General features: G+C 46.5%; 13 protein-coding genes and 1 pseudogene. All 14 read right to left on the bottom strand.

Annotation, left to right across the window (positions count from 1 at the left end):
* Positions 1 to 484 (bottom strand): annotated as a pseudogene (locus P618_RS01500) (hypothetical protein); the annotation flags it as partial.
* A 13-nt stretch (positions 485 to 497) separates the two neighbouring features.
* Positions 498 to 2,465: a hypothetical protein gene (locus P618_RS01495; RefSeq protein WP_024161047.1), complete on the bottom strand. Its 1,968-nt coding sequence runs from the start codon at positions 2,463 to 2,465 to the stop codon at positions 498 to 500.
* A 160-nt stretch (positions 2,466 to 2,625) separates the two neighbouring features.
* Positions 2,626 to 3,417 carry a hypothetical protein gene (locus P618_RS01490; RefSeq protein WP_024161046.1) on the bottom strand — a complete coding sequence of 264 codons (792 nt, stop codon included), beginning with the start codon at positions 3,415 to 3,417 and terminating at the stop codon, positions 2,626 to 2,628.
* A 12-nt stretch (positions 3,418 to 3,429) separates the two neighbouring features.
* Positions 3,430 to 5,667, bottom strand: coding sequence for a hypothetical protein (locus P618_RS07170; RefSeq protein WP_024161045.1), 2,238 nt, complete (start codon positions 5,665 to 5,667; stop codon positions 3,430 to 3,432).
* Complete coding sequence (locus P618_RS01480) at positions 5,664 to 6,365, bottom strand: hypothetical protein (RefSeq protein ID WP_021827446.1); 702 nt, start codon at positions 6,363 to 6,365, stop codon at positions 5,664 to 5,666. The genes P618_RS07170 and P618_RS01480 overlap by 4 nt, the downstream gene beginning before the upstream one ends.
* Complete coding sequence (locus P618_RS07705) at positions 6,362 to 8,284, bottom strand: hypothetical protein (protein WP_040458209.1); 1,923 nt, start codon at positions 8,282 to 8,284, stop codon at positions 6,362 to 6,364. The genes P618_RS01480 and P618_RS07705 overlap by 4 nt, the downstream gene beginning before the upstream one ends.
* A 140-nt stretch (positions 8,285 to 8,424) precedes the next feature.
* Positions 8,425 to 9,210, bottom strand: coding sequence for a hypothetical protein (locus P618_RS01470; protein ID WP_024161043.1), 786 nt, complete (start codon positions 9,208 to 9,210; stop codon positions 8,425 to 8,427).
* Positions 9,211 to 9,222: 12 nt separating this feature from the next.
* Positions 9,223 to 11,292, bottom strand: coding sequence for a hypothetical protein (locus tag P618_RS07165; protein WP_021827443.1), 2,070 nt, complete (start codon positions 11,290 to 11,292; stop codon positions 9,223 to 9,225).
* 130 nt (positions 11,293 to 11,422) lie between these two features.
* Complete coding sequence (locus P618_RS01460) at positions 11,423 to 12,193, bottom strand: ribosome-recycling factor (RefSeq protein ID WP_156918953.1); 771 nt, start codon at positions 12,191 to 12,193, stop codon at positions 11,423 to 11,425.
* Positions 12,194 to 12,228: 35 nt separating this feature from the next.
* Positions 12,229 to 12,729 (bottom strand): hypothetical protein, encoded by a 501-nt coding sequence (locus P618_RS01455; RefSeq protein WP_024161041.1) that lies wholly within the window; start codon positions 12,727 to 12,729, stop codon positions 12,229 to 12,231.
* A gap of 73 nt (positions 12,730 to 12,802) precedes the next feature.
* Positions 12,803 to 14,353: a hypothetical protein gene (locus P618_RS01450; protein WP_040458208.1), complete on the bottom strand. Its 1,551-nt coding sequence runs from the start codon at positions 14,351 to 14,353 to the stop codon at positions 12,803 to 12,805.
* 130 nt (positions 14,354 to 14,483) lie between these two features.
* Positions 14,484 to 15,245 carry a hypothetical protein gene (locus tag P618_RS01445; protein ID WP_021827440.1) on the bottom strand — a complete coding sequence of 254 codons (762 nt, stop codon included), beginning with the start codon at positions 15,243 to 15,245 and terminating at the stop codon, positions 14,484 to 14,486.
* Between the two features lie 17 nt (positions 15,246 to 15,262).
* Positions 15,263 to 17,539, bottom strand: a complete 2,277-nt coding sequence (locus P618_RS07160; RefSeq protein WP_024161039.1) for a hypothetical protein — start codon at positions 17,537 to 17,539, stop codon at positions 15,263 to 15,265.
* A partial coding sequence (locus P618_RS08145; protein ID WP_040458207.1) for a hypothetical protein occupies positions 17,529 to 18,003 on the bottom strand: 475 nt, incomplete at its 5' end. The genes P618_RS08145 and P618_RS07160, both read right to left, overlap by 11 nt.

Genomic DNA, 18,003 nt, shown 5'->3' with positions numbered 1-18,003 from the left:
AGGGCCAGTTCATGGAAGGGTCATAGATTTCTTCAGTGCAATACTCTTGATCGTACATCTCAAAACTGTCCCTTCGTCCAATAAACAGATCGTTAAAAATTCCAGAATTTTCAAGGACGTCTGTATCAATCACATCCCCCATAATAGTGGTTTCTGCTATATACCCCATTAACCCATTACTCGGGTAATGATCTGATCCATTTTCTTTATTACGCTCTTTGTCAATAATATCTTGAACAAATTCCCCTACTTCATCTTTTCCCCATTCAAATAATTCCCAAAAATCATCTGCTAATTCAGTAAATTTATCTGTCCATTTATTTTTTGGATAATTATACTCTCTCCACTCATTCAGCAATAAAATTTTCATCAAGAACCCAGCTAAGTACCGCGTACAATCCCTCCAATGTGGATTTTTTGTTTTTTTATCAGCCGTAAAATCATTTAAAACATACCAATGGTAATACTGTCCTAATACACTCATTTTTCTCTCCTTTTTAATTTTTTTCTAACGGATTAGGTTTAGTATTCAATTTAGGAATTTCTCCTTTTTCGAACTGCTCTAATTCTTTAGCGGTTGCCGGATAATGCTGTATTCGTGCTTCTATGCCATCTTTCTTGGGTTTAGGATGAATTTCTATAACATGTAAATCGTTTTGTGGTGCCCCTCCTCTTACTTCTTTTGGCCTGACTTGACTTGGTTTTTGATACGATTCTGTCCAGTTTCGTTCTTGTCCTGTGACAGGATTGAGCTCTTTCACATGATTAGACCCTCCATTCGTTCGCACATTGGGTCTTTTATCTTCTGCATATTTATACTTTTTATAAAATCTCATCCTACCGTCAGGTAAATCTTTCCTATACTTATATTCTTTATCCTTCATCGCTTTCTCAACCTTTTGAACAAACTCCGGATGCACCTGTTCCACAGGTTTTTGCCCCCTCAGCTGCACACGCTCAAAATCGGCGCGTTGCAAACGTGTTTTTCCTGGATTTTCCGGCGCCGGAGCATTTTTATCCTGAATCAACACGCGATTTTGGCGCTGTTCTTCTTGAATTTTTTTAACGCAGCTTCTTTTTTCCGCTCCGCCGCCCGTTTTACCTTCAGTTTTCATCAAGGTGTTCGGGCCCTTTTGCTCTTTTGAAAACGCTTTTTTTGCCAGGCGCACTCCGGCTTTTGCTGCTCGCGCTCCAGCCTTTAGACCTTGTGTGCCAAGTCCTGACGAGGCCAGATCCAGCGCCACAGACCCTGCTGTCAGCGCTGCATGCCCTCCGGCCGTCCAGTAGTTTCCCGCCTCAAGGTTCTCTTTGATATCTTTGGCGCCTTGAACCACATCCAAAACGATAGCCGGAATGCTGGCCAAAAAATTGTGCTCTAATGCGTTTGCAGACGCGGTATCGCAGGCGGTGATATCTCCGGAATCCTTGCCCGCCAAGCACAAACCCGCCGCTGTCAGCACTCTTATACAGGCTTGAGTTCGCCGGCCCAGCTCTAAGCCCGCCTCTTGACATCGGGCAACATAGTCGGACCATGGCTCTTGAGGGAGCTGTTTTGGCAAAAACTGCTTGACGTTTTCCATGACCAGTTCCGCGCCCGACTCGGCTGCCATGGTAGTGCCGGCGGCTAAAAAGGCTCTGCTCCAGTCCAGATGGCCAGAGTTCACGGCTTGCAGGCTCAGCGTAGAGGCCAAAGAGAGCGCTCCGTGGAGCAATTTGTGCTCTAGAAAGTTGATTTCCTTGCTTTGATACTCCAGCCCGATTTGCCCGGCCAGAAATCCAGAAGCTTGCATCAATCCTTGTCCCGCAAGGGCTTTAAGAGGATCGGCCTGATAGACGGCACAGTTCAAAGCGGTGTTTTTAACGGCATGGATGGCTCGGTGATCGGGCAAAACCTGCCCCAAAGCTAGGCTCGCTCCAGACACTGCAAGACTTTTACCTGCGTCTTTTAACATCTCCCGAAAGTGAATGTGCCTGTGATCAGCCAGGCACTCCAGGCCTGAGTTCTGGATGAAGGCATGACCAGAGGCCGCAATCACTGACCCCACCAAAGGAGGCGCCAGCACCGCAGACAGAGCCGTGATGCCCACGCCAAGGACAGCCTTAAATGCGGGCTTAAACTGAGTGCTTATATGGTTTGACTCCTGGATACAGGGCTCTAGAACCTGAAGGACCTGGCAAAAGGACTCTCGTGGAGCAATTTCTAAAGCCGGAGGAGAGCCTTGAGCTGACATCTCCAACAGCGGCGTGTCTACTCTAAGCACTCCATGCACGCCGCAGTTTCGGTAGCTCAGCCCTTGACCAGCAAGGCTTTGAGTCTTGACTCGAACAATATTCTTTTTCAACACCTGAGTCTTGTGATAGCTGTCTTGCACTGGAGCGGCCAGCAATTGGAGCTTTTGTGCCGCAAAAAGGCTCACGCCGGATCTAAATTCAGTAGCCTGGAAGGACCCTTTATGCATGTTCACCTTCAAGTCTCCACACAAGGACCCCGGAACCGGAGCCGAGCTCTGGCGGGTTTCTTGAAGATAAAGAGAGCTAGAGGACTCCAGAAAAGTATTAACGCCCGGGCGGTGCTGAAGAGCACGAGTCGTGATGCTCCCCGAGCCCTCAATATGGCCGCAACGCTTATCGATGACCTATCCTCACAACCTCTTCGGGAAGCAATAACAGCTGACCCAAAACATATTCGGCGCAAGCTAAAGATTCTTTGGCAGACTCTACGTCTTTCAAAGCAAATTTTTTTTCTTGCTCAGATAATGATTTTTGAAGTTTTATGTTTGCTTTTTTTAAAGCATCTTTCCAACCCGAAACTTCCTTTTCTAATAAATTCTTCACAATCTCGCGCTTCCCCGAGGGCAAAGCATCCACAATAGGAAGATCTGGAAATTCATCCGGTGTAATACGATAAAATGTATCAAACATCATCTTAGACATAAAATCTCCAGCAGCCCAACCTACGCCAGGATACAACAAATGCAGAGATCTTATCAGCCACGGAATATATGCAGGGCCCCAACGACGATAATCTGTCACCACATCTAACATGGGGCCCGTCCACATATCTTCCATACACCATGGCCAATGATATTCTCCATCTGGTGGAAAATATTTCATTACCTCTGGAATAAAAGACGGATCTTTCAGATCGGACAAAAACAAAAACAGATAATAAAAACACCAAGATGCGCGCTGATATTCATAGTAATCACCAATTAATTCGCAATAATCAATGCCTCGCTCTCCTAAATCCCACATTTCAAAATAACGCTCTAAACTTTTTAATAATGCACCTTTTTCAAAAAATTTAATAAAATTGTTTTTATTAACTCCATCTCCAAATCCATGCTCCATCGCATCTTCTTCACTATTATAAATTTCATCTAGAACATCTTGAAGACACGTATATTTTTCTTCCATAATTTACCTCCATTATTTTAACGTTTTTTCCATGATTTGTGGATAATTTTGTTTGTAAAATTTAATACCATCTAACAAGTGCGCATTCAACTCTAGCAACGCTTTTTGTCTTAACACAGGATCTTTTACTTGATTCAAAGAATTTCGCATAGACTGGATCGAAACAAACAAGGCTTCTCGATAATTTGTAAGCTTTAACGTGTTGGCTGCGTGAACAGCATGATTGTGTAAAAATACGGGAATTAAGATGCTAAATCCTTCTTCTCTAGAAAATTCTGGATCAATAATTCGTTCATTGGTTGCATGAGGAGCCAAATGGTGCTGAGCAGTGAACTTCTGTTCAGAATTATTTTTTGTAATGATTGGAGCATACCGTTCATGACGAACATCCATCGCATCTTTTAAGTCTTTGCTTCCATACAACCCCGAGACAAACATCTGCCCCTCATTTTCTGCTAAGTACTGCTCTAATCGCTGTTGCTTTTCTGCCTCACATATCGGTCCTTCGGCCCTTGGCTGCGGTTTTGGCCCTGAATTCTTTTGTGGTGCGCCGCTCTGCGCTTTTTTGGAAAAGGCCGTTTTCTGCACCGCCCTGCCCTTTGCGCCCGCTTTTTCTGCCAGTTTCCCCAAGCCTCTGCCCAGCGCTTTGCTGAATTTTTGTCCAGCGATTTCCTTGGCCAGCACTTTTCCAGCGCCCGCCAAGCCTTCCGCACGATACCCTTGTGCCAGATTTTGGGCGGTTTCCCCCGCTCCCACAGCGATTTTTAGCCCCTTGACGCCCGGTAAAGCATTGATAACGGTTTTGGCTAGGCACCCAGCTGCCTGAAGATAGTCGCCTTCCTTGACCTTCTGGACGGCTTGATAGGTGCCCTCCACCACCTCCAGAGCCGATAGTGTTGCCACCAAAGCCGGCAGGATGAATGCAAAATTATTTTGCAGAGCATTTGCGCTCATCTGGTCGCAGGTGTAAATACTGGATGCGTCCTTGCCCGCCAAGCACAAACCCGCCGCCGTTAGAACTCTTAGAGCTCCCGAGGTCTTTTCAGCAAAGCTGGAGAGCTCTCGATTGCAGCGCTGGAGGTAGCCATCAGGAGCCTCTCCCACCTCAGGTTTTGGCAAATAGTCCTTGAACAGGTGCACCAGCCCTTCTGCGCCCGACTCTGCGGCCATGGTAGTGCCGGCAGCTAAAAAGGCTCTGCTCCAGTCCAGATGGCCGGAATTTATAGCTTGTAGGCTCAGCGTAGAGGCAAGAGAAAGCGCTCCGTGGAGCAATTTGTGCTCTAGAAAGTTGATTTCCTTGCTTTGATACTCCAGCCCGATTTGCCCAGCTAGGAATCCAGAAACTTGTATCAGGCCTTGTCCCGCAAGGGCTTTAAGAGGATCGGCCTGATAAACAGCACAATTCAAAGCAGTATTTTTAACGGCATGGATGGCGCGGTGGTCAGGGAGAATTTCTCCCAAAGCCAGGCTTGCTCCAGACACTGCAAGGCTTTTTCCTGCGTCTTTTAACATTTCTCGAAAGTGAATGTGTCTGTGATCAGCCAGGCACTCCAAGCCTGAGTTCTGGATGAAGGCATGACCAGAGGCCGCAATCACTGACCCCACCAAAGGAGGCGCCAGTACCGCAGACAGAGCCGTGATGCCCACGCCAAGGACAGCCTTAAAGGCGGGCTTAAACTGAGTGCTTATATATTTTTCTTCTTGAGTGCAAGGCTCTAAAACCTGAAGGACCTGGCAAAAGGACTCTCGTGGAGCAATTTCTAAAGCCGGAGGAGCCCCTTGAGCTGACATCTCCAACAGCGGCGTGTCTACTCTAAGCACTCCATGCACGCCGCAGTTTCGGTAGCTCAGCCCTTGCCCAGCAAGGCTTTGAGTTTTGACTCGAACAATATTCTTTTTCAGAACCTGAGTCTTGTGATAGCTGTCTTGCACTGGAGCGGCCAACAATTGGAGCTTTTCCGCCGCCCTCAAGCTCACGCCGGATCTAAATTCAGTAGCCTGGAAGGACCCTTGCACCATGTTCACCTTCAAGTCTCCACACAAGGACCCCGGCACCGGAGCCGAGCTCTGGCGAGTTTCTTGAAGATAAAGAGAGCTAGAGGACTCCAGAAAAGTATTAACGCCCGGGCGGTGCTGAAGAGCACGAGCCGTGATGCTCCCCGAGCCCTCAATATGGCATCCTTGGCTGGCAAAGCTTTGAGCGCGAATATCCATGTGCCCGGCCCGAAAGCCAACAAAAATATTCCTCACACGTCTGCGTAAAGCTTTAAGAATTCTTTTCGAACAAAAGTAAACTGAACTATTCCTTCATCATCATATATAACAGAATTAATAGGCTCCTTAAGGCGTTTCATCGCATTCTCTTTTCGTTCAACGCTTCTTTCCTGCAATTCCTCCAAAGATTTTTCAATCGAATAATTAAGAATATTTATAAAAGATTTTTTTTCAGCAACACGAAGATTATTCATTAATGGCCGAGTGTTCTGAAATTTTCCCAAATCATCTAGTATCATGCTATAAAGAAACCACTTTACATGCACCATCGCTCTTGGAACCAATTCGTGAATGCACCCAAGCAACACCGGAATGTAAGACTCCCCAAAATAATCTGAATCAACGATCCCATTGCACAATGGCTCACTTGAATAATCTTCCATCACAACTGCGTCTTCATAGTAATCATCTGAAGGAACGTATTTTAATAAATGTGGAATGACAGATGAATCACCATGATTAAATATGGCCTGAAGAATTACATCAAACAAAGATACGCATTGTTGAATGGAATCGTCATTTTCTTTTTTGCTCCATTCTTGATACACATCATCTAAGTCTTGCAATAATTCATCATTTTCAAATTCTTCCAAATTCTCTACTAATTCTTGCGCTTCTCCAGACCATGTGGGAGAAATATTTCGAATTTCTTGATAAATTTCAGCTTTAGTCATTTTGAATCTCCTTTAGATTTAGGAGGAATTTTTCCATCAAATCCTCCTGGGTTATCTGATTTTATTTTCCGAAGCGCTTGCAAACAGGCTTCATTTGTTTTGGTTCGATCACATCCGGCTTCTAACAGACCGTTTCGTGTGTCTTGAATACCTTGCAACAAAGATTCTCTGGGATGTTGCGGCTTAGGTTTTTGCTCATTTCTCTTGTGAATTAATTTACGAACCTCAGCCTGATGAATTTTTCTTGGTAATGGAACGACTGTATTATTTTTATACTTTCGTCCCGTCACTTTAAAAATTTCTTCTGCTTGAGCTACCGGCCATACATGATGCTGTTCAAAGGGAAGTCCGGTTTCTTGAGCTCTTCGATCAACAATTTTTTTAAAATCTTCGTCCTTATATTTTCCAACCGGAACCGGGTCATCCTTATACTGCTCAAAGTACCTTCGCATTTCTTCCGGCGTCATGTCGGGATCTTTACGTTTTTGTGTGCCCTTGAGTTGTTCCGTACCGCCGCCCGTTTTTTCGCCGGTTTTCATCAAGGTGTTCGGGCCCTTTTGCTCTTTTGAAAACGCTTTTTTTGCCAGGCGCACTCCGGCTTTTGCTGCTCGCGCTCCGGCCTTTAGACCTTGTGTGCCAAGGCCTGATGAGGCCAGATCCAGTGCTACAGATCCTGCTGTCAGCGCTGCATGCCCTCCGGCCGTCCAGTAGTTTCCCGCCTCAAGGTTCTCTTTGATATCTTTGGCGCCTTGAACCACATCCAAAACGATAGCCGGAATGCTGGCCAAAAAGTTGTGCTCTAATGCGTTTGAAGACGCGGTATCGCAGGCGATGATATCTCCGGAATCCTTGCCCGCCAAGCACAAACCCGCTGCCGTTAGAACTCTTATACAGGCTTGAGTTCGCCGGCCCAGCTCTAAGCCTGCCTCTTGACACCGAGAAACATAGTCGGACCATGGCTCTTGAGGGAGCTGTTTTGGCAAAAATTGCTTGACGTTTTCCATGACCAGTTCCGCGCCTGACTCGGCTGCCATGGTAGTGCCGGCGGCTAAAAAGGCTCTGCTCCAGTCCAGATGACCGGAGTTCACGGCTTGCAGGCTCAGTGTAGAGGCCAAAGAAAGCGCTCCGTGGAGCAATTTGTGCTCTAGAAAGTTGATTTCCTTGCTTTGATACTCCAGCCCGATTTGCCCGGCCAGGAATCCAGAAGCTTGTATCAGGCCTTGTCCCGCAAGGGCTTTAAGAGGATCGGCCTGATAGACGGCGCAATTCAAAGCGGTGTTTTTAACGGCATGGATGGCTCGGTGATCGGGGAGAATTTCTCCCAAAGCCAGGCCCGCTCCAGACACTGCAAGGCTTTTTCCTGCGTCTTTTAACATTTCTCGAAAGTGGATGTGCCTGTGATCAGCCAGGCACTCCAGGCCTGAGTTCTGGATGAAGGCATGACCAGAGGCCGCAATCACTGACCCCACCAAAGGAGGCGCCAGCACCGCAGACAGAGCCGTGATGCCCACGCCAAGGACAGCCTTAAAGGCGGGCTTAAACTGAGTGCTTATATGTGTTGCCTCCTGGATACAGGGCTCTAAAACCTGAAGGACCTGGCAAAAGGACTCTCGTGGAGCAATTTCTAAGGCTGGAGGAGAGCCTTGAGCTGACATCTCCAACAGCGGCGTGTCTACTGTAATGCGTCCCTTAAAGCCGCAGTTTCGATAGCTCAGCCCTTGCCCAGCAAGGCTTTGAGTCTTGATTCGAGCGATGTTCTTTTTCAGAACCTGAGTCTTGTGATAGCTGTCTTGCACTGGAGCGGCCAGCAATTGGAGCTTTTGTGCCGCAAAAAGGCTCACGCCGGATCTAAATTCAGTAGCCTGGAAGGACCCTTGACCCATGCTCACCTTCAAGTCTCCAGCCAAAGACCCCGGCACCGGAGCCGAGCTCTGGCGGGTTTCTTGAAGATAGGGGGAGTAGAGGACTCCAGAAAAGTATTAACGCCCGGACGGTGCTGGAGAGCGCGAGCCGTGATGCTCCCTGAGCCCTCAATATGGCCGAAACGCTTATCGATGACCTATCCCCACAACCTCTTCGGGCAGCAATAACAGCTGCCCAGAACATATTCGGCTCGTGCAATACCTCCCTTTGCTCTATCTATACTTTCTTTTGCAAACTTTATTTCTCTGTCTGAGGATGCTATTTCAAGTTTTATTTTTGATTTTTCTAATGAAGTTTTCCTTCCAGAAATCTCTTTTTCCAATAAATCCTTCACAATTTCGCGCTTCCCCAAGGGTAACGCATCCACAATAGGAAGATTTGGAAATTCCTCAGGAATAATATAGTCAAATGTATCAAAAATCATCTTAGACATAAAATCTCCAGCAGCCCAGAGCGATCTAGGATACAATAAATGCAAGGAACGCATCAGCCACGGAATATATGCAGGGCCCCAACGACGATAATCTGTCACCACATCTAACATGGGCCCCGTCCACATATCCTCCATTTCCCATGGACCAGAACCTTTTCCTGAAGGCAAAAAATATTTCATTACCTCGGGAATAAAAGACGGATCTTTTAATTCTCTCAAAGATAAAAACAAATAATCAAAACACCAAGAAGCGCGTTGGTATTCATAATAATCTCCAATTAATTCACAATAATCAATGCCTCGCTCTCCTAAATCCCACATTTCAAAATAACGCTCTAACCCTTTAAGTAACGCCTCTTTTTCTGAAAATCTAGAAAAATTTTGAGGTTCAAAATCGTCTTCTCTATCAAAACGACATGCAACTGGATCTTCGTCTCCATTATAAATTTCATCTAGAACATCTTGAAGACACGTATATTTTTCTTCCATAATTTACCTCCATTATTTTAACGTTTTTTCCATGATTTGTGGATAATTTTGTTTGTAAAATTTTATCCCCTCCAAAAGCTCTTTATTAAGTTCCATTAACGCTTTTTGCTTCAAAACTGGATCTTTTACTTGATTCAAAGAATTTCGCATAGACTGGATAGAAACAAACAAGGCTTCTCGATAATTGGTAAGCTTTAACGTGTTAGCTGCGTGAACAGCATGATTGTGTAAAAATACGGGAATTAAGATGCTAAATCCTTCTTCTCTAGGAAATTCTGAATCAATAATCCTCTTATTCGTTGCATGAGGCGCCAAATGATGCTGGGCTGTGAATTTTACTTCTTTTCCTTTTTTAGTAATGATTGGAGCATATCGCTTGTGTCGAGCATCCATTGCATCTTTTAAGTCATCACAATTGTACAACCCCGAAACAAACATCTGCCCCTCATTTTCTGCTAAGTACTGCTCTAATCGCTGTTGCTTTTCTGCCTCACATATCGGTCCTTCGGCCCTTGGCTGCGGTTTTGGTCCTGAAGCCTTTGGCTGCGGTTTTGGCCCTGAATTCTTTTGTGGTGCGCCGCTCTGCGCTTTTTTGGAAAAGGCGGTTTTCTGCACCGCCCTACCCTTTGCGCCCGCCTTTTCTGCCAGTTTCCCCAGGCCTCTGCCCAGCGCTTTGCTGAATTTTTGTCCAGCAATTTCTTTGGCCAGCACTTTTCCAGCGCCCGCCAAGCCTTCCGCACGATACCCTTGGGCCAGGTTCTGGGCGGTTTCCCCCGCTCCCACAGCGATTTTCAGCCCCTTGACGCCCGGTAAAGCATTGATAGCGGTTTTGGCTAGGCACCCAGCTGCCTGAAGATAGTCGCCTTCCTTGACCTTCTGGACGGCTTGATAGGTGCCCTCCACCACCTCCAGAGCCGATAGCGTTGCCACCAAGGCCGGAAGAATGAATGCGAAGTTGTTTTGCAGAGCATTTGCGCTCATCTGGTCGCAGGTGTAAATACTGGATGCGTCCTTGCCCGCCAAGCACAAACCCGCCGCCGTTAGAACTCTTAGAGCTCCCGAAGTCTTTTCAGCAAAGCTGGAGAGCTCTCGATTGCAGCGCTGGAGGTAGCCATCAGGAGCCTCTCCCACCTCAGGTTTTGGCAAATAGTCCTTGAACAGGTGCACCAGCCCTTCTGCGCCCGACTCGGCGGCCATGGTGGCTCCAGCAGCTAAAAAGGCCTTGCTCCAGTCCAGATGGCCGGAGTTCACGGCTTGTAGGCTCAGCGTAGAGGCCAAAGAAAGCGCTCCGTGGAGCAATTTGTGCTCTAGAAAGTTGATTTCCTTGCTTTGATACTCCAGCCCGATTTGTCCAGCTAGAAATCCAGAAACTTGTACCAGGCCTTGTCCCGCAAGGGCTTTAAGAGGATCGACCTGATAGACGGCGCAATTCAAAGCGGTGTTTTTAACGGCATGGATGGCGCGGTGGTCAGGGAGAATTTCTCCCAAAGCCAGGCCCGCTCCAGAAACTGCAAGACTTTTACCTGCGTCTTTTAACATTTCTCGAAAGTGAATGTGTCTGTGATCAGCCAGGCACTCCAAGCCTGAGTTCTGGATAAAGGCATGACCAGAGGCCGCAATCACTGACCCCACCAAAGGAGGAGCCAGTACCGCAGACAGAGCCGTGATGCCCACGCCAAGGACGGCCTTAAAGGCGGGCTTAAACTGAGTGCTTATATATTTTTCTTCTTGAGTGCAAGGCTCTAGAACCTGAAGGACCTGGAAAAAGGACTCTCGTGGAGCAATTTCTAAAGCCGGAGGAGCCCCTTGAGCTGACATCTCCAACAGCGGCGTATCTACTCTAAGCACTCCATGCACGCCGCAGTTTCGGTAGCTCAGCCCTTGCCCAGCAAGGCTTTGGGTCTTGACTCGAACAATATTCTTTTTCAACACCTGAGTCTTGTGATAGCTGTCTTGCACTGGAGCGGCCAGCAATTGGAGCTTTTCCGCCGCCCTCAAGCTCACGCCGGATCTAAATTCAGTAGCCTGGAAGGACCCTTTATGCATGCTCACCTTCAAATCTCCACACAAGGACCCCGGCACCGGAGCCGAGCTCTGGCGGGTTTCTTGAAGATAGGGGGAAGTAGAGGACTCCAGAAAAGTATTAACGCCCGGACGGTGCTGAAGAGCACGAGCCGTGATGCTCCCCGAGCCCTCAATATGGCCGCAACGCTTATCGATGACCTATCCCCACAACCTCTTCGGGAAGCAATAACAGCTGGCCCAGAACATATTCGGCGCAAGCTAAAGATTCTTTGGCAGACTCTACGTCTTCTTGAGCCACTTTTTTTTCCTGTTCACGTGAAACTTTCTGAAGCTTTTCCTGAGCTTTTTTTAACGAATCTTTCCATTCCGAAATTTCTTTTTCCACTAGATTTTTTATCATAATTCGGTTCCCTAAATGTAACGCGTCCACAACATAAAGCTTTGGGAATTCATCAGGTGTAATACGATAAAATGTTTTAAAAATCATTTTAAACATAAAATCACTTGCTACATAATTTAACTCTTTGGAAGGTAGCAAATGCAACGATCGCATTAGCCAAGGAACATAATCTGGCCAACGAGCCGTAATAACGCCAACCATAGGTTGCGACCACATACCCTCCATATACCATTCATCGGGAAAATATTTCATAACCGATGGAATAAATGAAGGATTTTCTAAGTATCCTAAAGTCATAAATAAGTAATAAAAACACCAAGATGCACGTTCATATTCATAAAATTCTCCAATTTTTTCTAGGTAATCAACTCCTCGTTCTCCTAAGTCCCACATGTTAAAATAACGATCTAGCGCCTTTAGAAGATCTTTTTTAACTGCAAATTTTGGTAGAAATTCCATCCAGTGATATTCTGTAATTCCACCCATCGCATCATCATGATCTTCATCGTCGTAATAAAAAATTTCCTCCATAATTTCTTCTAAACTTTCGTAACTCATTTTCAAGCCCATCTCATTGACTTCCATTTTTTCTCCTATTTCGTTAAATTTTTCTGCAAATATTCTGAAAAATGCACCTTATTTAATCGAATCACCTCTAAAAGTGCTGTATTCAGGTCTTGACGCACCTCATTTTGCAACGTTGAATCGGGAATTCGTAGTGCGCAATTACGTAAATCACGAATAGACCAGAACAATGCTTCTCGAAGATTATTGAATTTATATTTGTTAGCAGTATGCACAAAGGATTCATGCCAAATTTTTGGAATTAAAATAGAAACCCCAGCATCGGGATGAATATCGTGCGCAATGAAGTGACGATTGTTAGCTTGTGTGCCCACGTGGTGACGAACCGTAAATTCTGCTTTACCGTTAATCCCCCCCTTTAAGTGTTGAAATTTTTCGTTTCGAGCCTCACCTATTTTTTTTAAATCTTTATACGTTCCCACCAAAAATTTTTGATCCTTATATTCTTGAAAATATTGAGCAATTTGCTCATGCTCTTGAGGTTTTGGCGCACGCTTTTTATTAAACAATCCCCCTTGTCCGCCAAGGCCTTTTGGAGCCTGTGTACGTTCAGCCGGAGGATTGTCCGGATTAATTTTTCGTTTAAAATCTGGCTTTTGATCGTTCCTTTGGGTTCTTTTGCGGCGCGCCGCTCTGCGCTTTTTTGGAAAAGGCGGTTTTCTGCACCGCCCTGCCCTTTGCCCCCGCTTTTTCTGCCAGTTTCCCCAAGCCTCTGCCCAGCGCTTTGCTGAATTTTTGTCCAGCGATTTCTTTGGCCAGCACTTTTCCAGCGCCCGCCAAGCCTTCCGCACGATACCCTTGAGCCAGGTTCTGGGCGGTTTCCCCCGCTCCCACAGCGATTTTCAGCCCCTTAACGCCCGGCAAAGCATTGATGGCAGTTTTGGCTAAGCACCCAGCTGCCTGAAGATAGTCGCCTTCCTTGACCTTCTGGACGGCTTGATAGGTGCCCTCCACCACCTCCAGAGCCGATAGCGTTGCCACCAAGGCCGGAAGAATGAATGCGAAGTTGTTTTGCAGAGCATTTGCGCTCATCTGGTCGCAGGTGTAAATACTGGATGCGTCCTTGCCCGCCAAGCACAAACCCGCCGCTGTCAGCACTCTTAGAGCTCCCGAGGTCTTTTCAGCAAAGCTGGAGAGCTCTCGATTGCAGCGCTGGAGGTAGCCATCAGGAGCCTCTCCCACCTCAGGTTTTGGCAGATGATCCTTGAACAGGTGCACCAGCCCTTCTGCGCCCGACTCTGCTGCCATGGTAGTGCCGGCGGCTAAAAAGGCCTTGCTCCAGTCCAGATGGCCGGAATTTATAGCTTGTAGGCTCAGCGTAGAGGCAAGAGAAAGCGCTCCGTGGAGCAATTTGTGCTCTAGAAAGTTGAGTTCCTTGCTTTGATACTCCAGCCCAATTTGCCCAGCTAGAAATCCAGAAGCTTGTACCAGGCCTTGTCCCGCAAGGGCTTTAAGAGGATCGGCCTGATAAACAGCACAGTTCAAAGCGGTGTTTTTAACGGCATGGATGGCTCGGTGATCGGGGAGAATTTCTCCCAAAGCCAGGCCCGCTCCAGAAACTGCAAGACTTTTACCTGCGTCTTTTAACATTTCTCGAAAGTGAATGTGCCTGTGATCAGCCAGGCACTCCAGGCCTGAGTTCTGGATGAAGGCATGACCAGAGGCCGCAATCACTGACCCCACCAAAGGAGGAGCCAGCACCGCAGACAGAGCCGTGATACCCACGCCAAGGACGGCCTTAAATGCGGGCTTAAACTGAGTGCTTATATATTTTTCTTCTTGAGTGCAAGGCTCTAAAAACTGAAGGACCTGGCAAAAGGACTCTCGTGGAGCAATTTCTAAAGCCGGAGGAGAGCCTTGAGCTGACATCTCCAACAGCGGCGTGTCTACTGTAATGCGTCCCTTAAAGCCGCAGTTTCGATAGCTCAGCCCTTGCCCAGCAAGGCTTTGAGTTTTGACTCGAACAATATTCTTTTTCAGAACCTGAGTCTTGTGATAGCTGTCTTGCACTGGAGCGGCCAACAATTGGAGCTTTTCCGCCGCCCTCAAGCTCACGCCGGATCTAAATTCAGTAGCCTGGAAGGACCCTTTATGCATGCTCACCTTCAAGTCTCCACACAAGGACCCCGGCACCGGAGCCGAGCTCTGGCGGGTTTCTTGAAGATAGGCGGAAGTAGAAGATTCCAGAAAAGTATTAACGCCCGGACGGTTCTGAAGAGCACGAGCCGTGATGCTCCCCGAGCCCTCAATATGGCCGCAACGCTTATCGATGACCTATCCCCACAACCTCTTCAGGCAGCAATAACAGCTGGCCCAAAACATATTCGGCGCACACCAATGTTTGCCTCCAAAGCGGCACGCTAATATTAGCTTGTAAATCGTCTTTATGCTCCAACAAACAATTTTTTCTATGCTTAATTATTTTTTTTAACAATCTTTTCACTAAATCCCTATTGCCTAAAGGAAGCGCATTTACGACAGGAAGATCTGGAAATTCATTGGGCGTAATATAGTAAAATGTATGAAAAATCATACTAACCATCAAATCTTCAGCAGCCCAATCTGCACCAAAATCTAACAAGTGCAAGGATCGCATCGCCCATTGAATGTAAATTGCTCCCCAACGACGATAATTAGTAACAATATGTAACATAGATTCTGTCCACATATCTTCCATTTCCCAAGGTCCAGAATCTTTCCCTGAAGGTAAAAAATATTTCATCACCTCAGGAATAAAAGATGGATCTTTTAAAAAAGATAAACTTATAAATAGATAATAAAAGCACCAGGAAGCACGTTCATATTCGTAAAATTCCCCAATTTTTTCCAGGTAATCAACTCCTCGTTCTCCTAAGTCCCACATGTTAAAATATTGTTCTAATTTTTGTAATAAATCCTTTTTATTTAATACAAACTTAGAAATGATATCTATCCAATACGATTCCGTGCTTGAATTCATTGGATTTTCATCGCTATTATAAATATCATATAATACATCTTGAAGACACGTATATTTTTCTTCCATAATTTACCTCCATTATTTTAACGTTTTTCCATATTTTGTGGATAATTTTGTTTGTAAAATTTAATACCATCTAACAAGTGCGCATTCAACTCTAGCAACGCTTTCTTCCTTAATACTGGGTCTTTTACTTGATTCAAAGAATTTCGCATAGACTGTATCGAGACAAATAAGGCCTCTCGATAATTGGTAAGCTTTAACGTATTGGCTGCGTGAACAGCATGATCATGCAAAAAAGTAGGAATTAGAATGCTGAATCCATCTTTTTCATGAAATTTTGGATCTATAATTCGTTTGTTAGTTGCATGAGGCGCCAAATGGTGCCTAGCAGTAAATCCTTGTTCATAATTTTTAGATGAAATTATTGACGAATATTTTTCGTTTCGGTCTATCATGACATCTTTTATATCTTTATATTTACCAGAAAAAAACATCTTCCCCTCATTTTCTGCTAAGTACTGCTCTAATCGCTGTTGCTTTTCTGCCTCACATATCGGTCCTGAAGCCTTTTTTTGAGCGGTTTTCTGCACCGCCCTACCCTTTGCGCCCGCCTTTTCTGCCAGTTTCCCCAGGCCTCTGCCCAGCGCTTTGCTGAATTTTTGTCCAGCAATTTCTTTGGCCAGCACTTTTCCAGCGCCCGCAAAGCCTTCCGCACGATACCCTTGGGCCAGATTTTGGGCGGTTTCCCCCGCTCCCACAGCGATTTTCAGCCCCTTGACGCCCGGTAAAGCATTGATAGCGGTTTTGGCTAGGCACCCAGCTGCCTGAAGATAGTCACCTTCCTTGACCTTCTGGACGGCTTGATAGGTGCCCTCCACCACCTCCAGAGCCGATAGCGTTGCCACCAAGGCCGGAAGAATGAATGCGAAGTTGTTTTGCAGAGCATTTGCGCTCATCTGGTCGCAAGTGTAAATACTAGATGCGTCCTTGCCCGCCAAGCACAAACCCGCTGCCGTTAGAACTCTTAGAGCTCCCGAGGTCTTTTCAGCAAAACTGGAGAGCTCTCGATTGCAGCGCTGGAGGTAGCCATCAGGAGCCTCTCCCACCTCAGGTTTTGGCAAATGCTCCTTGAACAGGTGCACCAGCCCTTCTGCGCCTGACTCGGCTGCCATGGTAGTGCCGGCGGCTAAAAAGGCCTTGCTCCAGTCCAGATGGCCAGAGTTCACGGCTTGTAGGCTCAGCGTAGAAGCCAAAGAAAGCGCTCCGTGGAGCAATTTGTGCTCTAGAAAGTTGAGTTCTTTGCTTTGATACTCCAGCCCGATTTGCCCGGCCAGAAATCCAGAAGCTTGCATCAATCCTTGTCCCGCAAGGGCTTTAAGAGGATCGACCTGATAGACGGCGCAATTCAAAGCGGTGTTTTTAACGGCATGGATGGCTCGGTGGTCGGGGAGAATTTCTCCCAAAGCCAGGCCCGCTCCAGAAACTGCAAGACTCTTTCCTGCGTCTTTTAACATCTCCCGAAAGTGAATGTGCCTGTGATCAGCCAGGCACTCCAAGCCTGAGTTCTGGATGAAGGCATGACCAGAGGCCGCAATCACTGACCCCACCAAAGGAGGCGCCAGCACCGCAGACAGAGCCGTGATACCCACGCCAAGGACGGCCTTAAAGGCGGGCTTAAACTGAGTGCTTATATATTTTTCTTCTTGAGTGCAAGGCTCTAGAACCTGAAGGACCTGGCAAAAGGACTCTCGTGGAGCAATTTCTAAAGCCGGAGGAGAGCCTTGAGCTGACATCTCCAACAGCGGCGTGTCTACTGTAATGCGTCCCTTAAAGCCGCAGTTTCGGTAGCTCAGCCTTTGCCCAGCAAGGCTTTGAGTCTTGATTCGAGCGATGTTCTTTTTCAACACCTGAGTCTTGTGATAGCTATCTTGCACGGGAGCGGCCAACAATTGGAGCTTTTCCGCCGCCCTCAAGCTCACGCCGTCAATAAATTCAGTAGCCTGGAAGGACCCTTGCACGATGCTCACCTTCAAATCTCCGCAAAAGGACCCCGGCACCGGAGCCGAGCTCTGGCGAGTTTCTTGAAGATAAAGAGAGCTAGAGGACTCCAGAAAAGTATTAACGCCTGGGCGGTGCTGGAGAGCGCGAGCCGTGATGCTCCCCGAGCCCTCAATATGGCATCCTTGGCTGGCAAAGCTTTGAGCGCGAATATCCATGTGCCCAGCGCGAATATTCGAGCCATGAAAAATGCTCGAGGCTCCGCAATACACCTCATCGGATTTCTTGCCGGGCTTGACCAGGCGCTCTTGAACCTGAGTGGACAGGCCCAAGTCAATAAAACCCAACTCACTGCTCACAAATCTTTAAAAATTCTTGATGAACACGTTCAATGCGCTCTAGATCTTCTTGAGAACTTTCAATGGATTTTATATTCGCTTCCTTTTTAGAATTTTCCACTTCTTCGTTAGCTTCCTGAATTGCAGACTCTAATATTAGTCGAAAAGATTCTCTATTAACCAAATAAAGATTATTAATTAATGGCTGAGTTTCAGAAAAACGATTAAAATTGTCAAACAACATACTATAAAAAACCCATCTTGCTGTGCTCATTGCCCGAGGAACTAGTTCATGAATGCAACTCAATAGCACCGGAATATAAGACTCACCAAAATAATCTGAATCAACGATCCCATTGCACAATGGCTCACTTGCAGTATCTTCCATCACAACTGCGTCTTCATAGTAATCATCTGAAGGAACGTATTTTAATAAATGTGGAATGACAGATGGATCACCATGATTAAATATGGCCTGAAGAATG

This window comes from Holospora obtusa F1 (assembly GCF_000469665.2).
Classification (GTDB): domain Bacteria; phylum Pseudomonadota; class Alphaproteobacteria; order Holosporales; family Holosporaceae; genus Holospora; species Holospora obtusa.
This window is presented reverse-complemented; position numbering and strand designations above follow the sequence as displayed.